This is a genomic window from Streptomyces nigra, assembly GCF_003074055.1.
Lineage (GTDB): Bacteria > Actinomycetota > Actinomycetes > Streptomycetales > Streptomycetaceae > Streptomyces > Streptomyces nigra.
In genome coordinates, this window is the sequence record NZ_CP029043.1 from 2174360 (window position 1) to 2193055 (window position 18696).

Annotated in this window: 17 protein-coding genes; 6 read left to right on the forward strand and 11 right to left on the reverse strand. The window is 69.9% G+C overall.

All coding sequences use genetic code 11. From position 1 onward, the window contains the following. Positions 1 to 132: 132 nt before the first annotated feature. Complete coding sequence (locus tag DC008_RS10095; RefSeq protein WP_108706681.1) at positions 133 to 945, forward strand: TerD family protein; 813 nt, start codon at positions 133 to 135, stop codon at positions 943 to 945. A 15-nt stretch (positions 946 to 960) separates the two neighbouring features. On the opposite strand, the gene DC008_RS10100 is transcribed toward DC008_RS10095, so the two are convergent. From DC008_RS10100 to DC008_RS10125, 6 genes are all read right to left on the reverse strand, one after another. Further along, a complete protein-coding gene (locus DC008_RS10100) occupies positions 961 to 1704 on the reverse strand; it encodes a TerD family protein (protein WP_108706682.1) in 744 nt (247 codons plus the stop codon). Positions 1705 to 1810: 106 nt separating this feature from the next. Continuing rightward, positions 1811 to 2956 (reverse strand): DUF475 domain-containing protein, encoded by a 1146-nt coding sequence (locus DC008_RS10105; protein ID WP_108706683.1) that lies wholly within the window; start codon positions 2954 to 2956, stop codon positions 1811 to 1813. A gap of 126 nt (positions 2957 to 3082) precedes the next feature. Then, a complete protein-coding gene (locus tag DC008_RS10110; protein WP_055620753.1) occupies positions 3083 to 3658 on the reverse strand; it encodes a TerD family protein in 576 nt (191 codons plus the stop codon). 116 nt (positions 3659 to 3774) lie between these two features. Further along, positions 3775 to 4350: a TerD family protein gene (locus DC008_RS10115; protein ID WP_055620754.1), complete on the reverse strand. Its 576-nt coding sequence runs from the start codon at positions 4348 to 4350 to the stop codon at positions 3775 to 3777. A gap of 150 nt (positions 4351 to 4500) precedes the next feature. After that, positions 4501 to 4959, reverse strand: coding sequence for a peroxiredoxin (locus DC008_RS10120; RefSeq protein WP_055620755.1), 459 nt, complete (start codon positions 4957 to 4959; stop codon positions 4501 to 4503). 116 nt (positions 4960 to 5075) lie between these two features. Further along, positions 5076 to 5513, reverse strand: coding sequence for a DUF3052 domain-containing protein (locus DC008_RS10125; protein WP_055620756.1), 438 nt, complete (start codon positions 5511 to 5513; stop codon positions 5076 to 5078). A 363-nt stretch (positions 5514 to 5876) separates the two neighbouring features. Here DC008_RS10125 and aceE point away from each other — a divergent pair, with 363 nt between their 5' ends. After that, positions 5877 to 8624: a pyruvate dehydrogenase (acetyl-transferring), homodimeric type gene (aceE, locus tag DC008_RS10130; RefSeq protein WP_108706684.1), complete on the forward strand. Its 2748-nt coding sequence runs from the start codon at positions 5877 to 5879 to the stop codon at positions 8622 to 8624. A gap of 148 nt (positions 8625 to 8772) precedes the next feature. On the opposite strand, the gene DC008_RS10135 is transcribed toward aceE, so the two are convergent. Continuing rightward, complete coding sequence (locus tag DC008_RS10135) at positions 8773 to 9078, reverse strand: hypothetical protein (RefSeq protein ID WP_055620758.1); 306 nt, start codon at positions 9076 to 9078, stop codon at positions 8773 to 8775. 271 nt (positions 9079 to 9349) lie between these two features. Next, a complete protein-coding gene (locus DC008_RS10140) occupies positions 9350 to 10885 on the reverse strand; it encodes an MFS transporter (RefSeq protein WP_374207443.1) in 1536 nt (511 codons plus the stop codon). Between the two features lie 150 nt (positions 10886 to 11035). Here DC008_RS10140 and DC008_RS10145 point away from each other — a divergent pair, with 150 nt between their 5' ends. From DC008_RS10145 to DC008_RS10155, 3 genes are all read left to right on the forward strand, one after another. Then, the gene (locus DC008_RS10145) at positions 11036 to 11662 is read left to right on the forward strand and encodes a TetR/AcrR family transcriptional regulator (protein ID WP_108706686.1); all 627 of its coding nucleotides are present in this window, start codon (positions 11036 to 11038) and stop codon (positions 11660 to 11662) included. 93 nt (positions 11663 to 11755) lie between these two features. After that, the gene (locus DC008_RS10150) at positions 11756 to 12973 is read left to right on the forward strand and encodes an alpha/beta hydrolase (protein WP_108706687.1); all 1218 of its coding nucleotides are present in this window, start codon (positions 11756 to 11758) and stop codon (positions 12971 to 12973) included. A gap of 58 nt (positions 12974 to 13031) precedes the next feature. Continuing rightward, the gene (locus DC008_RS10155) at positions 13032 to 13895 is read left to right on the forward strand and encodes a DUF4429 domain-containing protein (RefSeq protein WP_108706688.1); all 864 of its coding nucleotides are present in this window, start codon (positions 13032 to 13034) and stop codon (positions 13893 to 13895) included. 26 nt (positions 13896 to 13921) lie between these two features. Here DC008_RS10155 and DC008_RS10160 read toward each other — a convergent pair whose 3' ends face one another. Together DC008_RS10160 and DC008_RS10165 are read right to left on the reverse strand one after the other, a co-directional pair. Further along, entirely contained in the window at positions 13922 to 14935 is a 1014-nt protein-coding gene (locus DC008_RS10160) for an aldo/keto reductase (protein WP_108706689.1), read from the reverse strand. Then, the gene (locus tag DC008_RS10165) at positions 14932 to 15414 is read right to left on the reverse strand and encodes a MerR family transcriptional regulator (protein ID WP_108706690.1); all 483 of its coding nucleotides are present in this window, start codon (positions 15412 to 15414) and stop codon (positions 14932 to 14934) included. Before DC008_RS10165 ends, DC008_RS10160 begins: the two co-directional genes overlap by 4 nt. 140 nt (positions 15415 to 15554) lie before the next feature. Between DC008_RS10165 and DC008_RS10170 the strand changes: the two genes are divergently transcribed. Further along, positions 15555 to 16370, forward strand: coding sequence for a serine hydrolase domain-containing protein (locus DC008_RS10170; protein WP_108706691.1), 816 nt, complete (start codon positions 15555 to 15557; stop codon positions 16368 to 16370). A 6-nt stretch (positions 16371 to 16376) separates the two neighbouring features. Here the strand turns inward: DC008_RS10170 and DC008_RS10175 are convergent, their stop codons facing one another. Continuing rightward, entirely contained in the window at positions 16377 to 18626 is a 2250-nt protein-coding gene (locus tag DC008_RS10175) for an MMPL family transporter (protein ID WP_108706692.1), read from the reverse strand. Positions 18627 to 18696: the final 70 nt, after the last annotated feature.

Below are 18696 nucleotides of genomic sequence, written 5' to 3' on the forward strand. Positions count from 1 at the left end.
TAATAGTACGTAGATACCCATGTCGGGGGTTCCCGACGGGCATGAATTTCTGGTAACGCGGACCTGCACGTCCGCGCACATCCCGTGTACCCCGCGTTGTCGTGACCAGGACGGAGAAGGCAGGATGACCGTATGACGCACGCGATGCTGAAGGGGTCGAACATCCCGCTGGAGGCCACCACGGTACGCGCCGTGCTGCGCTGGACGCCCGGGCAGGGGGTCCCCGACGTCGATGCCTCGGCTCTGCTCCTCGGCCCCGACGGTCGTGTGCGCTCCGACGAGGACTTCGTCTTCTACAACCAGCCCCGGCACCCTTCCGGGACGGTGTGGCGGCTCGGCAAGAAGCGGGACGCCGAGGGCCTCACCGACACGATCCAGACAGACCTGGGCGGTGTCGAGCCCGCCGTCGGCCAGATTCTGCTCGTCGCGTCGGCGGACGGTGTGCCGTTCGACCGCGTACGCGACCTGTGCATCGTGCTGTACGACGCCTCGGCTTCCGACGGCGATCCGCTGGCTCATTTCGACATCAAGCCGGAGACCGGCGAGGAGACCGCGCTGATCTGCGGCGAGCTGTACCGCCGGGGCGAGGGCTGGAAGTTCCGCGCGCTGGGCGAGGGCTATTCGAACGGCCTGAAGGGGCTGGCCACGGACTTCGGGATCTCGGTGGACGAGTCGGAGGCGGCGGCGCAGGAGCCGCCGGCGGCCCACCCGGCGCCCGAGGTCTCCCAGCCCCTGCCGCCGGAGCAGCCCACGACGGTGGTGCCGCCGCAGCCGTCGTACGGCTATCCGCAGCAGCCCCCGCCGACCCAGCCGGCGTACGGCTACCCGCAGCCGGCCGGGACGGCCGCCGCCGCGGGGTACGGCTATCCGCCCCCGGCGACCGCCCCGGGGCCGGCGTCGGAGGTCCGGCTGCCTCCGCAGGGCCCGCAGTTCATCGGCCGCTGAGCGGGGCGCTCCCGCTCAGTGCTGGGGCTCGGCCTTGGTCTTGTAGCCGCGGCCCCACTGCAGTCCCCAGCCGAAGAGGCGGTCGAGCTCGGCCTGGAAGCCGTAGACGAACTTGACCTCGCGGCGGACCCACACCTCACCCTTGACGTTCTCGATGGTGACGACCGCGCAGGAGCGGGCCTGCGGGTGCCGTTCGTCGAGGCCGATCTCGATGCGCGGCCCGTTGCTCGGGTAGAGCGTGACGATGGCGTGGGTGCGGTCGAAGGCCGGGGTCTGGTCGTAGATGTAGACGAACACCAGCAGCCGCTTGATGTCGTCCCGGTGGTCGAGGTTGACGTAGATCGTCTCGCCGGACGCGGAGCCGAACCGGTCGTCGCCGCTGAGCTTCACATAGGGCGGTGCGTTGACATCGCCGAGGAAGCCGCCGAGCGGCTGGACGACGCCCTTGGTGCCGTCGGCCAGCTCGTACAGGCAGCCGAGGTCGAGGTCGACGTTGACCATGGACTGGCTGTGCCCGAGGACCTCCGGGGGCTTCAGCGCCTTGAAGGGGTGCCGCAGCAGGCTCTCCCGCTGGGACCCGCCGATGTCGGACGTGCGCATGCGCCACGTCAGATTGATCCGCAGATGGCCGGTGGCCGCCCCCTGCCGGGTGAGTGAGACCCGGTCGTGCCGTTTCGTCAGCTCTATCGCGTTCGACGACGCGCTGCCCGAGTCGAACTCGGCCGCCCGTCCACGCCAGAACCCGTCCAAGAAGCCCATTGCGCCCCCCACGTCCCGCGGGACGTTCCCAGTGTCCGCACACAAACCGGCGGGGCGGCCGGACGTCCGGCCGCCCCGCTCAGAGCGTTCCTCACCCTCGGGGGTGTCACACCCCGGACGACACCTCAGTCTTGTCCGGGGTCTCCGCTTTTCCCTCCGCCGCCGCGAGGGCGCGGTTGCGGCGGACCGAGGACCAGAAGGAGGCGCCGATCAGCACGACACCGATCAGGCCGGTGATGATCTCGTTGATCTGGTACTGGATGGTGACCAGCAGGATCATGGCGAGGGCGCCGATGGCGTAGTGGGCGCCGTGCTCCAGGTACACGTAGTCGTCGAGGGTGCCCTGGCGGACCAGGTAGACCGTGAGCGACCGGACGTACATCGCGCCGATGCCGAGGCCGAGGGCCATGAGGACGATGTCGTTGGTGATCGCGAAGGCGCCGATGACGCCGTCGAACGAGAAGGAGGCGTCCAGGACCTCGAGGTACAGGAACATGAAGAGGGCGGCCTCGCCGGCCAGGGCGACCGCGGAGCGGGGTTTGCCGCTGCGCTCGGCCTCCTCCTCGGCCTCGTGCTCACGCTCCTCCTGTTCCTCGAGGCGTTCCTCGAAGAACCCGGAGAGACCGCCCACGACCATGTACGTGATCAGACCGCCGATTCCGGACAGCAGGACCGTCTCGGCCTTGTCGACATGGGTGCCGCCGTGCTGGTGGGCGTGGGTCGCGAAGGTCAGCGCGGAGATCAGCAGCACGATCAGCGCGATGCAGACCGACAGCATGTCGACCTTGCCGAGCTTGGCCAGCGGCCGCTCCAGCCAGCCCAGCCACTTGATGTCCCGGTCCTCGAAGATGAAGTCCAGGAAGATCATCAGCAGGAACATGCCACCGAAGGCGGCGATCGCCGGGTGGGCGTCGGTGACGAGCTCCTGGTAGCGGTCCTTGTCGCTCAGTGCGAGGTCGACGGCCTCGATCGGACCGAGCTGCGCGCTGATCGCCACGATCACGACGGGGAAGACCAGCCGCATGCCGAACACGGCGATCAGGATGCCGATGGTGAGGAAGATCTTCTGCCAGAAGGCGTTCATCTTCTTCAGGATCCCGGCGTTGACCACCGCGTTGTCGAAGGACAGCGAGATCTCCAGGACCGAGAGGATCGCCACGATACCGAGGGCGGTCCACCCCCCGAAGAGGACCGCTGCGACCAAGCCGAGCGCGGTGACCGCGAACGACCAGCCGAAGGTTTTCAGAACCACTGGCTACCCAATCCTGTGTGTACGGGGCTCCCCCGCGCCGTACTCGGCTTTACGAAACTTTGAACCCGGAGTCTATGTCGGCCTAGTGGCGGACCCCACCCGGACCCTGGTTTTGCCCATATCGCGTCATGAGACGTTGACCCCGAAGTCCAGGGCGATGCCGCGTAGACCCGACGCGTACCCCTGTCCGACCGCGCGGAACTTCCACTCGCCCTGATAGCGGTAGACCTCGCCGAAGATCATGGCGGTCTCGGTGGAGGCGTCCTCGCTGAGGTCGTAGCGGGCGAGCTCCTGGCCGTCGGCCTGGTTGACCACACGGATGAAGGCGTTGCTGACCTGGCCGAACGTCTGGCCGCGCTCGTCGGCCATATGGATGGAGACGGGGAAGACGATCTTGTCGCACTGGGCGGGCACCTTCGACAGGTCGATCAGGATCGACTCGTCGTCGCCGTCGCCCTCGCCGGTCAGGTTGTCCCCGGTGTGCTCGACCGAGCCGTCGGGGCTCTTGAGCTGGTTGTAGAAGACGAACCACTCGTCTCCCATGACCCGGCCGCCGCTGCACACCAGGGCGCTGGCGTCGAGGTCGAAGGGTGCTCCTGTGGTCGAGCGCGCGTCCCAGCCGAGCCCGATCATCACCTGGGTGAGATTGGGTGCGGCCTTGGACAGGGAGACGTTCCCTCCCTTGGCGAGTGTGACGCCCATGATGCTGGTCCTCCCCGGGTGGTGCTTCTCGGTTGTTCTGCGCGTCCGGCGCCGCACCGAAACGGTACGGCGCCGGAATCGGCCGGACGTGTCCTGGACGGGCACGTGCGGTGACGTCAGACGTTGACCCCGAAGTCCTGGGCGATGCCGCGCAGACCCGAGGCGTAGCCCTGGCCGATGGCGCGGAACTTCCACTCCGCACCGTGCCGGTACAGCTCACCGAAGACCATGGCCGTCTCGGTGGACGCGTCCTCCGAGAGGTCGTAGCGGGCGATCTCGGCGCCGCCGTCCTGGTTCACGACGCGGATGAAGGCGTTGCGCACCTGGCCGAAGGACTGCTGACGGTTCTCCGCGTCGTAGATCGAGACCGGGAAGACGATCTTCTCGATGTCGGCCGGGACGCCCGCCAGGTTGACCTTGATCTGCTCGTCGTCGCCCTCGCCCTCACCGGTGAGGTTGTCACCGGTGTGCTCCACGGAGCCGTCGGGGCTCTTGAGGTTGTTGAAGAACACGAAGTTCTGGTCGTTGGCGACCTTGCCCGTGTTGTTCAGCAGCAGAGCGCTGGCGTCGAGGTCGAAGTCGGTGCCGGTCGTGGTGCGGACGTCCCACCCCAGACCGACGATGACCGCGGTGAGGCCGGGGGCCTCCTTGGTCAGTGATACGTTGCCGCCCTTGCTGAGGCTGACTCCCACGAGTCCTCCATTGATGTCCGGGGGCTGGGAGCCCCGCCGTGCGTTCGGTATCGGATCAACGACTCGATCCTAGTGACGGGTTCCCGCGGCTCGCAGGGCTTGGAACCCACCGATCGCGGGTGTCGGGGTCGAGTCGGTGCCGTAGGGGGTTCAGAGCGCGTCGAGTGCCTCGACGTACTCGTTGAGGTCGCGTGCGTCCGGCAGGGCGTTGACGACGGTCCAGCGCACGACGCCCTCCTTGTCGATGACGAAGGTGCCGCGCACCGCGCAGCCCTTGTCCTCGGCGAAGACGCCGTAGGCGCGGCTGACCTCGCCGTGCGGCCAGAAGTCGCTGAGCAGCGGGTACTCCAGGCCCTCCTGCTCGCCGAAGACGCGCAGGGTGGGGACGGAGTCGTTGGAGACGGCGAGGATCCGGGTGTCGCGGTCGGTGAACCGCGGCAGGTTGTCCCGCACGGCGCAGAGCTCGCCGGTGCACACGCCGGTGAAGGCGAAGGGATAGAAGAGAAGGACGACGTTCTGCGCGCCACGGAAGTCGGAGAGCCGCACCGTGCGGCCGTGGTTGTCCTTGAGCGCGAAGTCCGGAGCCTTGTCGCCGACCTGGATCGCCATCGTCGTCGTGTCCCTTCGGTGGGCTGTTCGGGTGGTGTCCACCCTATGCAGCGGCCACCGGGGGCCGCGCAGAAGGCCGGGCCGGGCCCTGGGGTCCGGCCCGGCTCGGCCACCGGTTACTTCTTGGACTTCGCGGCCTTGGGCGTCACCAGCCGGCTGCCGCTCCAGTCCTTGCCGACGCTGACGCTCTTGGACGCCGACAGCCCCGCCGTGGTCGCGGCTTCAGAGATGTCGCTGGGCTCCACGTAGCCGTCACGGCCGGTCTTCGGCGTCAGGAGAAGGATCGAGCCACCCTCCTCGATGTACGTGGTGGCGTCCACCAGCGCATCCGTCAGGTCGCCGTCCTCGTCGCGGAACCACAGCACCACGGCGTCGGCGACGTCGTCGTACTCCTCGTCCACCAGCTCGCTGCCGATGACTTCCTCAATGGCCTCGCGGAGCTCCTGGTCGACGTCGTCGTCGAAGCCGATCTCCTGGACCACCTGCTCGGGCTGGAACCCCAGCCTGACGGCAGGGCTCGTCCGCTCCTCCGCGTGGTCCGCGGTCGCGCTCACGGGTTGCCTCCTGATCATGTCTTGGGAATAACTCAGCCACGCGCGTGCGCGAAGCATTGGCCGTAGTCCACACGGGCGGGGCGGATCGCGCAAGTACCCGGCCGTCCGGACCGCCGAAACGGTGACGATCCGGAACGTGTCACCGCAACTCCTGGCACGCGAACATGCCTCCATGGTGACGTGCACCACACCAATGTGCCCCCTTTGTGAGTTTGGGAACCCTCTAGGGGGTCTCGACCGTTGTCCGGACCGGCGGTTACCTCGCAGTAAAGATGACGTCCGGCCCCCCGAGGTACACGATGGGGAGCGGTGCTGGCACCCAGAGTCCCCAGAAACACGGCCCTCCGACAGGTAAGGAACAGCGTGGCTTCCGGTTCAGATCGCAACCCGATCATCATTGGCGGCCTTCCGAGTCAGGTTCCTGACTTCGATCCCGAGGAAACCCAGGAGTGGCTCGACTCGCTCGACGCCGCCGTGGACGAGCGCGGCCGGGAGCGGGCCCGGTACCTGATGCTGCGCCTGATCGAGCGGGCCCGCGAGAAGCGCGTCGCCGTGCCCGAGATGCGCAGCACGGACTACGTCAACACGATCGCCACCAAGGACGAGCCGTTCTTCCCGGGCAACGAGGAGATCGAGCGCCGCATCCTGAACGCCACCCGGTGGAACGCCGCGGTGATGGTGTCCCGGGCCCAGCGCCCCGGCATCGGCGTCGGCGGCCACATCGCCACGTTCGCCTCCTCCGCCTCGCTCTACGACGTCGGCTTCAACCACTTCTTCCGCGGCAAGGACGAGGGCGACGGCGGCGACCAGGTCTTCTTCCAGGGGCACGCCTCCCCGGGCATCTACGCCCGCGCCTACCTGCTGGACCGTCTCAGCGAGCAGAACCTGGACGCGTTCCGCCAGGAGAAGTCCAAGGCGCCGCACGGCCTGTCGTCGTACCCGCACCCCCGGCTGATGCCGGACTTCTGGGAGTTCCCGACCGTGTCCATGGGCCTCGGCCCGATCGGCGCGATCTACCAGGCGCGGATGAACCGCTACATGGAGGCGCGCGGCATCGCGGACACCGCCAAGTCGCATGTGTGGGCGTTCCTCGGCGACGGCGAGATGGACGAGCCGGAGTCGCTGGGCCAGCTGTCCATCGCCGCGCGCGAGAGCCTGGACAACCTGACGTTCGTGGTGAACTGCAATCTGCAGCGCCTCGACGGCCCCGTCCGGGGCAACGGCAAGGTCATCCAGGAGCTGGAGTCGATCTTCCGCGGCGCCGGCTGGAACGTGATCAAGCTGATCTGGGACCGCTCGTGGGACCCGCTGCTCGCGCAGGACCGCGACGGCATCCTGGTCAACAAGATGAACACCACGCCGGACGGCCAGTTCCAGACGTACGCCACCGAGACCGGCGCGTACATCCGCGAGCACTTCTTCGGCGACGACCAGCGGCTGCGCGCCATGGTCGAAGGCATGACCGACGACCAGATCCTGCACCTGGGGCGCGGCGGTCACGACCACCGGAAGATCTTCGCGGCGTTCTCGGCGGCCAAGGCGCACAAGGGTCAGCCGACGGTGATCCTCGCCAAGACGATCAAGGGCTGGACCCTCGGCCCCAACTTCGAGGGCCGCAACGCCACGCACCAGATGAAGAAGCTGACGGTCGACGACCTCAAGCGATTCCGCGACCGGCTGCATCTGCCGATCGCCGACAGGGAGCTGGAGAGCGGGCTCCCGCCGTACTACCACCCGGGGCGCGACTCCGAGGAGATCCAGTACATGCACGACCGCCGCCGGAGCCTCGGCGGTTATGTGCCCACCCGGGTCGTGCGGTCCAAGCCGCTGGCCCTGCCGGACGACAAGACGTACGCGACCGTGAAGAAGGGCTCCGGTCAGCAGTCGATCGCCACGACCATGGCGTTCGTCCGGCTGCTGAAGGACCTCATGCGGGACAAGGAGCTCGGCAGGCGGTTCGTGCTGATCGCGCCGGACGAGTACCGCACGTTCGGCATGGACTCGTTCTTCCCGAGCGCGAAGATCTACAACCCGCTCGGGCAGCAGTACGAGGCGGTCGACCGCGATCTGCTGCTCGCCTACAAGGAGTCGCCGCAGGGCCAGATGCTGCACGACGGCATCTCGGAGGCGGGCTGCACCGCCTCCCTGATCGCGGCGGGCTCGGCCTACGCCACCCACGGCGAGCCGCTGATCCCGGTGTACGTCTTCTACTCGATGTTCGGTTTCCAGCGCACCGGTGACCAGTTCTGGCAGATGGCCGACCAGCTGGCGCGCGGTTTCGTCCTGGGCGCCACCGCCGGGCGTACGACGCTGACCGGTGAGGGCCTGCAGCACGCGGACGGGCACTCGCAGCTGCTCGCCTCGACCAACCCGGGCTGTGTCGCCTACGACCCGGCGTACGGCTACGAGATCGCGCACATCGTCCAGGACGGTCTGGGCCGGATGTACGGCGGCGACGCCGAGCACCCGCACGGCGAGGACGTCTTCTACTACCTCACCGTCTACAACGAGCCGATCCAGCACCCGGCCGAGCCGGCGGACGTCGATGTCGAGGGCATCCTCAAGGGCGTGTACCGGCTGAGCCAGGGCGCCTCCGGCGCGGTGCCGGCGCAGATCATGGCGTCCGGTGTGGCCGTGCCGTGGGCCCTGGAGGCGCAGAAGATCCTCGCCGAGGAGTGGAACGTCAAGGCGGACGTCTGGTCGGCGACCTCCTGGAACGAACTGCGGCGCGAGGCGGTGGCCTGCGAGGAGCACAACCTGCTGCACCCGGAGGAGGAGCAGCGCGTGCCGTACGTGACGCGCAAGCTCACCGGCGCGGAGGGGCCGTTCGTGGCCGTCTCCGACTGGATGCGGGCGGTGCCGGACCAGATCGCGCGCTGGGTGCCGGGCACGTACCAGTCGCTGGGGGCCGACGGCTTCGGCTTCGCGGACACGCGCGGTGCGGCGCGGCGGTTCTTCCACATCGACGCGCACTCGATCGTGCTGGCGGTGCTCACCGAGCTGGCGAAGGAGGGCAAGGTGGACCGCTCGGCCCTGAAGCAGGCGATCGACCGGTACCAGCTGCTCGACGTGTCGGCGGCGGACCCGGGCGCGGCCGGCGGCGACGCCTAGGCAGGACGGAGCGACGGGGTGGGGCGCTCCGCGGATGATCCGCGGAGCGCCCCACCCCGTCGTCATGTGCTGAAGATCAGGTACTGAAGGGGAACATCAGGGCGCCGGGTGACGCGCCGCCGTCGCCGTTCACCGCGGCGAGGGCGCGTCAGGCCAGGCCCATGCCCGGGGTGGCCGCGCCCGCCAGCCAGATGACCGCCAGCAGTGTGTCGATCGCGCCCAGGACCAGCGCCACCAGGGCGGGTGCCGGGCGGGCTCCCGACCATGAGCGGCCCATGGCCAGCCAGCCGCAGACGATCGCCACCGGGCCGAGGATGATGCCCAGTACGAAGAATCCGGCGATCGCGCAGATGGCTCCGACGATTCCCAGCGTCGCGCGATCCGGCCCGGTCCGTGACCACGTCCGGCCACGTGAGCGGGGGTGCCTGCGCGTGCCGTGTCCGAAGCCCGCCATCGTCAACTCCCTGGTTCGGCGTTGGACTTGACGAGTAACCGATGCGGCGGACTTCATGCCCGCGCGGGCCGGACCGTCGGCGCGCCATCCCCCTCCGGCAGCGCGCCGCTGGCCGCGGTCACCCTCCCCCACGGCGTCCACCTGCCCGTGGACCGTGCCGTACGGAGGGCTTGACTTACTGTCACCCGAGGCGCCGGACGACGGGAGGGATCCGCGGCGGTTGTCACCCTGATGAGGGAACTCCCGCCGCGAACCCCTCCGTTCGCACGCGTCAGATGTGCGCGGCGCCCGCGCCCGCGCCCGCGTTCTCGCCCCTCTTGGTGAGGAAGGCGACGAGGACGGCGACGACGGCCACCCCGGCGGCGACCAGCGAGGCCGCGCTCATCCCGGAGATGAAGGTGTCGTGGGCGACATCCGTGATCTTGGTGGCGATGGCCTCGGGGGTGCCCGGGGGAACGGGGGCGCCGCCCTTCTGCACGGCCGTCGCCGCCCCTTCGAGCTGCTCCGGGGCCAGCGGCGGCAGTCCCGCGTCCGTCCAGTTGCCCGGGAGGTCGCTGTCGACCTTCGAGGCCATGACGGCGCCCAGCACCGCCGTACCGAGGCTTCCGCCGACCTGCATCGCGGACTGCTGCAGACCGCCGGCGACCCCGGACAGCTCCAGCGGGGCGTTGCCCACGATGACCTCGGTGGCGCCGACCATGACGGGGGCGAGACCCAGGCCGAGCAGGGCGAACCAGAGCGACATCAGGCCGCTGCCGGTGTTGGTGTCGAGCGTCGACATGCCGTACATGGCGAGCGCGGTGAGGGCCATACCGCCCGCGAGCGGGACGCGCGGGCCGACCTTGGTGATCATGGCGCCCGCGAGCGGGGAGCCGACGATCATCATGCCGGTCAGGGGCAGCAGGTGCAGACCGGCGTCGACCGGGCCCAGACCGCGGACACCCTGCAGATAGAAGGTGACGAAGAACAGGCCGCCCATGAAGGAGATGGCCATCAGGACCATCAGCACGACACCCGCGGACAGCGGGACCGAGCGGAAGAGGCCCAGCGGGATGAGGGGCTCCTTGACCTTCGTCTCCCAGTAGGCGAAGAACCCGAAGCTGGCGAGCGAGGCGATGATGAACGCCCAGACGCCGGTGTCGCCCCAGCCCCACTCGGGGGCCTTGATGATGGCCCAGACGAGACAGAACACCGCCGCGGACAGCAGGGCGATGCCGAGCAGGTCGAAGGAGCGGGGCGCGTTCTCCGCGCGGTGGTCGAGCAGGATCCACACGCCGAGCGCGACGGCGAGGACGCCGACCGGCACGTTGATGAAGAACACCGACTGCCAGTTGACGTGCTCGACGAGGACACCGCCGAGGATCGGGCCGCCGGCGGTGGAGGCGCCGATGACCATGCCCCAGATGCCGATGGCCATGTTGAGCTTCTCGGCCGGGAAGGTCGCGCGCAGCAGGCCGAGCGCGGCCGGCATCAGCAGGGCGCCGAAGAGGCCCTGGAAGACACGGAAGACGATGACCATCGTGATGCCCTGGGACAGCCCGATGGCGGCGGAGGAGGCGGCGAAGCCCGCCACGCCGATGAGGAAGGTCTGGCGGTGCCCGAAGCGGTCGCCGAGCTTGCCGGCGGTGATCAGCGAGACGGCCAGCGCGAGGAAGTACGCGTTGGTGATCCACTGCAGATCGGACCAGCTGGCTTTCAGGTCGTCGCCGATGGCGGGGTTGGCGATGGCCACGATGGTGCCGTCGAGGGCCACCATCATGACCCCCACTGCGACGGTGATGAGCGTGAGCCAGGGGTGTCCGCGCATCCCCTTGGCCGACGTCGCGTCCGAGGGGACCGCCTGCGCGTCGCCCCCCGACCCCGTCGTGTCGATGGTGGTCTGACTAGTCATGTGTTCGAGGCTAGTGACAGTCACTGACAATTGACAAACCAATTCACAAGTCGGTAACTGACACATATGGAAACGCTGCGCGAACGCAAGAAACAGCGCACCCGGGAAGCGCTGCTGCGGACCGCGCTGGAGCTCTTCACGACACGCGGGTACGAGGACACGACCGTCGACGACATCGCCGACGCGGTCGAGGTGTCGCAACGCACGTTCTTCCGGTACTTCGCCGGCAAGGAGGAGGCCGCCCTCGCGCTCCAGGAGATGACGGAGACGCACTTCCTGCAGGCGGTGCGCGAGCGGCCGGCCCACGAGCCCCCGATGGAGGCGCTGCGGCAGGCCGTCCTGGAGAGCTGGGACAGCCTCAGCGAGGTCGTCGAGTCGGTGGCGCCGGTCGAGGTGTTCCTGCGCATGTACCAGGTCATCGAGTCGACCCCGGTGCTGCTCGCCGCGCATCTGCGGCGCTCGCTGGAGACGGAGGAGGCGATCGCGCGGGTGCTGGCCGAGCGGGAGCGCGTCGACATCGACGCCGACCCGCGGCCGCGGCTGGCGGTGGCCGTGTTCGGCGGGGTGATGCGGCTCACGGAACGCCGGTGGAGCACCGGCGAGGAGGCGAGCCTCGACGCCATACGGGCGTTGACGGTCCAGTACCTGGAACAGGTGGGTCCGGCACTCACCGGGAGCTGGCGAACACACTGAGAAGATCGGCGCGTTCACGTCACCTTGATCAAAACGTGATACCCGTCACTTGGTTAACGCGAGACCCTCTCGTTCTCCTAGTGTGTCCTCCCAGTGACTTCCTTCGACACCACCCCGCAGCTGAACGTCCGGCGCGCACTGCTCGCTCTGGCCGTCGTGTTCGTGATGCTGGCGACCACGGGCTGGACCGCTCTGCGGCACCATCGCGGTGCCGCGCCGCTCCAGGCGTCGATCAGCGCCTGGGAGCACGGCAGCATCGCCGGCCACCGGCTTCCGGCGGCGGACTCCCCGCCCACCCGGCTCGCCGCGTTCTTCGACTCGCTGACCGAGCACCAGCGCGCCCATCTCGTACGCCGCTATCCGCTCGCGATCGGCAACATGAACGGCGCGCCCGTCGAACTGCGCTACCGGGCCAATCGGGTGGCGCTCGGCGAGGCGCGCGAGGTGGAGCGCAAGCGGGTGCACGACAAGGGACTCACGCCGGACGGGCAGCGCGAGGCGGCACGCCGCGCCGAGCGCTTCGGGGTGCTGATGCACTCCGACCGCCGGATCCTCGCCTTCGACCCGGCCGGCACCGGACGGGCCGCGGAGGTCTTCGGCGATCTGGAGCGGGCCGAGCGGGTCTCGGTCGTCGTCCCCGGCGTCGACACCGACGTGCTCACCTTCCAGCGCACGCACCGCGCGTACTCCGCGCCGGTCGGCATGGCCCGTTCCCTGTACGACGCCGAGCGCCGGGCCGCGCCCAGGACGCGTACGGCGGTCATCGCCTGGGCGGACTACACCTCGCCCGGCGGTCTCGGGCTCGACTCGGCGACCGCGACCCGTGCCGCCGACGGGGCCGTACGGCTGAACGCGCTGGTGCGCACGCTGCCCGGCCGCTCGCCCGTCTCCCTGTTCTGCCACAGCTACGGCTCGGTGCTGTGCGGTCTGGCCGCACGCGAACTGCCGGGCCGGGTGACCGACATAGCGGTGGCGGGCAGCCCCGGCATGCGGGTGGAGCGGGCCTCGCAGCTGCGCACGTCCGCCCATGTGTGGGCGATGCGGGACGCCGACGACTGGGTGCAGGACGTGCCGTATCTGGAGCTCGGCGGGCTCGGGCACGGCGAGGACCCGGTGGCCTCGGTGTTCGGCGCGCGGGTGCTGTCGGCGCGGGACGCGAAGGGCCACAGCGGCTACTTCGAGCCCGGCACGGAGAGTGTGAAGAACTTCGCGGAGATCGGGGTCGGCGCGTACGAGTCGGTGCGGTGCGCCGACGGCACGGTCGGGTGCCGTGCGGGCCTGTCCGACGCCGCGTCGGCCGGACGCGCGTAGAGACGGAAGGAATTGCGGTGTGCGCGGGGTGGGGACGGAGGAACACGTGCCGCATACGATGAGCCGCATGGGTGACGTACTGGCCGGATTTCATGCCGCCTGGGAGTTCGAGTCCGACTCCGTGCTCATCCGCTACGAACGGGGCCTTCGGACACCGAAGCTGTTCCAGGCGCTCGGGGAGCGCCGTGTCCCCTACCGGGCCCTCGCCGGCGCGACGCTGGCGCCGGGCCGGCGCGGGACCGTGGTGCTGCGCCTCGAACTGCGCCCGGGTGCCGATCCGTTGCTCACGGCGGCCGCGGGGCAGCTGAAGGAAGGAAGCGATCCGTACCGGCTGGTGCTGCCGGCCGAGCGCGAGACGCTCGCCGAGTACTACCGCGACGAGGTGCGCGACCGGCTGACGGAGGACCCCTCGGCGGCCGAGGACTTCCTCGTGGGAGCGCCCGAAGTGCCCTTGCAGTTCAAGGCATACGACGGCAAAGCGTCGTTTGACGGAAAAATAGTCCATTTCAGGTGGTTCTGGACCGGTGCGTCCTCGGCGAAGTGGAAAGCCGGCGACCAGAGCTTCCCGGTGTCGGAGCTGAGCGGCGTCGAGTGGCGCTCCCCCGAACTCTTCGAGGGGCATCTGCGGCTGCTCCGGCGCGACACCGCGCAGGCCCAGCCGGCCCAGGCCGACCAGGACCCGGCGGCCGTCGTCTTCGGGCTCGGCTACGGGCCGGTGCACGAGTCGCTGCCCTTCGCCGCCGCCGTGCTCGAGGCCGTGCGCCGCGCCGAACCGGTGACCGCGGCGCCGGCCGGGGCGCCGCGGCGCGATCCGGCCGACATCGCCGAGCGGATCCGCCACCTGGGCGAGCTGCACCAGGCAGGGCTCGTCACGGACGAGGAGTTCGCGGGCAAGAAGGCGGAGCTGCTCGCCGAGCTGTGAGCACTCCCGCTCCGGGGTCCCGGGTCCTACTCCCGGCCCGCGGACGTGAAGGACATGTCCGCGTAGCGGGTGCCGGACACCCGGTCCGCCAGCGGCTCCAGCAGGGCCAGCTCCGCCGCGTCCAGCTCGATCCGGGTCGCCGCCGTGTTCTCCTCCACCCGGGCCGGGCTGCGGGTGCCCGGGATCGGGACGACGGGCAGGCCGTGCACCTCCGCGCGCTGCTGGACCCAGGCCAGGGCGATCTGCCCGGCCGTCGCGCCCCGCGCCTGCGCGATCGCGCGGATCGGGTCGAGCAGGGCCGCGTTGGCCGCGGCGTTCTCGCCCGTGTACCGGGGCTGCCCGCGGCGGAAGTCGTCGGTGCTCAGCTCCTCGGCCCGGGCGAACGAGCCGGTGAGGAAGCCCCGGCCCAGCGGGGAGTACGGCACCAGGGTCACACCCAGCTCGCGGGCGGCCGGGACGACGCCGGTCTCGATGTCACGGCTGAACAGCGACCACTCGGACTGCACGGCCGCGATCGGGTGCACAGCCTGCGCCTGGCGCAGCTCGCCGGCCGTGACCTCGCTCAGGCCCAGCCGGCGCACCTTGCCCTCGCGGACCAGGTCGGCCATCACGCCGACGGTGTCCTCCAGGGGGATCTCCACCTGGAGGCGGTGCATGTAATAGAGGTCGATGACATCGACGTCCAGCCGCTTCAGGCTCGCCTCGACACAGCGGCGTATGTAGGGCTCGTCGTTGCGGATGATCCGCTTCGTGGGGTCGTCGGGGTGGATCGCCAGACCGAACTTGGTGGCGATCACCACCTCGTCGCGGTGCGCCTTGAAGAAGGGCGCGAGGAACCGTTCGTTCTCGCCGCTGCCGTACGCGTCCGCCGTGTCGTACAGCGTGACGCCCAGGTCCAGTGCCCGCTCCAGGGTGGCCCGGGACGCGTCCGCGTCGGACGGTCCGTAGGCGAAGCTCATGCCCATGCAGCCGAGGCCCTGGACGCCCACCTCGGGGCCGTCCGCGCCGAGGCGTGCCGTGCCTGCCCTGCCGTCGCTCATCCGGCCTGCTCCGTCTTCTGCTCGGTGTACGCCTGCCGCTCGTGGAGGCGGCCCGCGTCGGCGTAGAAGTTGATCTTCCGGTCGAGCACCGCCAGCGTGTCCTGCAGCTCGGCGATCCGGGCGAGGACGTCGCGGCGGGTCGTCTCCAGCAGCTCGAAGCGCTCGCCGAAGGTGTGGTCGCCCTCGCGCACCAGCTCGGCGTAGCGGACCATGTCGGCGACCGGCATCCCGGTGAGCCGCAGCTTGCCGACGAGGTCGAGCCAGTCCAGGTCCCGGTTGCTGTAGCGGCGCTGGCCGGTGTGCGAGCGGTCGATGTGCGGCATGAGGCCGATGCGCTCGTACCAGCGCAGCGTGTGGGCCGTCAGGCCGGTGAACGCGACGACCTCGCTGATCGTGTAGCTGTCCTGGCCCTGGGGTCGCCGGTCCGGGCGCGGTGGGGCGGCGCAGCTGTCGGTGCTCGTGGTCTCCATCACCGTCATACCGTCCACGCTATGACCTTGGAGTGCGCTCCAAGCAAGGAGAACGGTGAGAAAAGAGTGGGACCTGGCCTGATCCCCGCGGCCCCCCTGCCGTACGGGAGCCCGGCATGATCGACAGGACACCCCCTAAGCTCGACGGCATGTCGCTGAGCAGCCTCGCACTGATCGAGAACTGGCCTGTTCCCACCGCCGCCGCCGGGGTCGTCCGCGCCGACGGCACGGTCCTCGGTACCCACGGCCCCGTCGCACACCGCTTCCCCCTGGCCTCGGTGACCAAGCCGCTGGCCGCGTACGCGGCGCTGGTCGCCTACGAGGAGGGCGCGGTCGAACTCGACGAGCCGGCCGGGCCCGAGGGCTCGACGGTGCGGCATCTGCTCGCGCACACCTCGGGCCTCGCCTTCGACGAGCACCGGGTGACGGCCCCGCCCGGGGAGCGGCGGCTGTACTCCAACGCCGGGTTCGAGCAGCTCGGGGACCACATCGCCAAGGCGACCGACATCCCGTTCGGGGAGTACCTGCGCCAGGCGGTGCTGGAGCCGCTGGGCATGACGGACACCTCGCTGGAGGGGTCCCCGGCGAAGGACGCCGTGTCGACGGTCGGGGATCTCCTGCGGTTCGCGGCGGAGGTGCAGACGCCCCGGCTGCTGGACCCGCGGACGGTCGCCGAGGCGATGACCGTGCAGTACCCGGGGACGAAGGGGGTTCTGCCGGGGTACGGGCACCAGAACCCCAACGACTGGGGGCTGGGCTTCGAGATCCGGGACGGCAAGGCGCCGCACTGGACGGGCGCCTCGTCCTCGCCCCGCACCTTCGGGCACTTCGGCCAGTCGGGGACGTTCCTGTGGATCGACCCGGACGCGGGCGTGGCCTGTGTCGCGCTCGCGGACCGGGCGTTCGGGCCGTGGGCGGCCGAGGTGTGGCCGCCGTTCACGGACGCGGTGCTGGCCGAGGTGTAGCCCGGGTCAGCGGTCGTCCGGCGCGCCGGGCGCGGGCAGGGCGCCGAGCTTCTCGCCGGTCCCCTCGGTGTCGATGTGCGGCAGGATCCGGTCCAGCCACCGGGGGGTCCACCAGGCGTGCTCGCCGAGCAGGGTCATCACGGCGGGCACCATGAGCAGCCGGACCACCGTCGCGTCGATGAGCACGCTGACGGCGAGCCCGAGCCCGAGCATCTTGACGACGATGTTGTCGCTGATGATGAACGCCGCGAAGACGCTCACCATGATCAGGGCCGCGCAGGTGATGACCCGGGCGGTGATCTCCAGCGCGTGGGCGACGGAGTCCTTGGCGTCGCCGGTGCGCTTCCACGCCTCGTGCACCCGGGAGAGCAGGAAGATCTCGTAGTCCATGCTCAGGCCGAAGATGATCGCGAACATCATCATCGGCACATAGCTCTCGATGGGCACCTTGCCGTGCACGCCCAGCGCGGGCCCGCCCCAGCCCCACTGGAAGACGGCGACGACGACGCCGTACGAGGCCGTGATGGACAGGACGTTGAGGACGGCCGCCTTCACGGCGACCAGCAGCCCGCGGAAGACGGCGAGGACGATCAGGAACGCCAGGCCGACCACGACGAGGATGATCCAGGGCAGCCGCTCCGCGACGATGTCGCGGAAGTCGACCTGGGCGGCGGTGGTCCCGGTGACATAGCCCTTGGCGGCGGTGCCGGACGCCGCGTCGGGGAGCGTGTGGTCGTAGAGGCGGTTGACGAGGTTCGTGGTGTCCTTGTTCTGCGGGGACACCGACGAATAGACCGTGCCGACCAGGACGTCGCCGTCCTGTGTCGGCTGCAGCGGGCTGACGAAGGACGTCCCTGACTCGTCGTTCAGCGCCTGCTGGGTCTTCGAGGACAGGTCGGAGCGCTGCGAGTCCGGTACGCCGCTCTGGTCGACGACGACGGTGAGCGGTCCGTTGGAGCCCGCGCCGAAGGCGTCCGTCATCAGGTCGAAGGCCCGCCGGTCGGTGAAGGACGTGGGGTCGGCGCCGTCGCCGATGTGCCCGAGCTGGATCGAGAAGACGGGGATGGCCAGCACCGCGACGGTGACCACGCCGGCGGACAGATACCGCCAGGGATGGTGCTCGACGCGCTTGGCGTACCGGTGCCAGGTGCCCTGGGCCGTGTCGCGGCCGGCCTCGGTCTCGGCGATGGGGGTGCGGACGTGCCAGCGGTCGAGGGCGCGTCCGACCAGCCCGAGCAGGGCCGGGACCAGGGTCAGGGCACCGAGCACGGCGGAGACGACGGTGACGGCGGCGGCCACGCCGAGCAGGCCGATGAAGGTCACGCCGGACACCCACAGGCCCATCAGGGCGACGATGACGGTGGTGCCGGAGACCAGGACCGCGCGTCCGCTGGTGGCCGCGGCGTGCCCGGCGGCGCGCACCGGGTCGGCGCCGTCCATGAGGTTCTGCCGGTGCCGGGTGAGCAGGAAGAGCGCGTAGTCGATGCCGACGCCGAGCCCGATCATCGTGGCCAGCGTGGGCGAGACCGTGGCGAAGGTGAAGGCGAGGGCGAGCAGCCCGAGGCAGGCCAGTCCGCCGACCACGGCGATCAGGGCGGAGAGCAGCGGCAGGACGGCCGCGATCACACTGCCGAAGCCGATCAGCAGGACGACGACGGCGACGCCGAACCCGATGGCCTCGCTGATCCGGTCGTTGCCGGCGGGCCGCTCGAGCTCGCCCAGCGATCCGCCGTACTCGACCTCGACACCGGCCTGCCGCAGTGGCTCCACGGCGTTGTCGACGCCGTCCAGATAGCTGTCGCCGAGCAGCGAGGGCTGTTCGTCGAAGCGGATGGTGATGTACCCGGTCTTCCCGTCCGAGGACAGCGGCCCCACCTTGGAGGAGGTGCCCTCCAGCGGGTTCTGCACGCTCAGGACGTGGGGCAGCTTCTGGAGGTCGGAGACGGCGGTCGACAGCTGCGAGCCGGAGGAGCTGAGGGGCTTGTCCGCGTCGTGCAGGACGATCTGGCTGCTGTACCCGCCGGCCTGCGGGTCGTGCGCCTTCAGGACGTCCAGGCCCTTCTCGGACTGCACGTCGGACAGGGCGAAGTTGTCGGAGTACTCGCCGCCGTGGATGTGGTTCAGGGCCTGGAGCACACCGAGCGCCACGACCCAGGCGGCGATCACGATCACGAAGTGCCGTGCGCACCACTCGCCGAGCCGGCGCAGGCCCCCCTTCGGGGCTCCGCCCCGCACTTCCGCGGTCTTGCCGGCCATGCCCCGGCTCATCTCTGCCGAGCGGTCACTGACCTCTTCATTGGATGCCGGGGAGATCGTTCCGGCATCC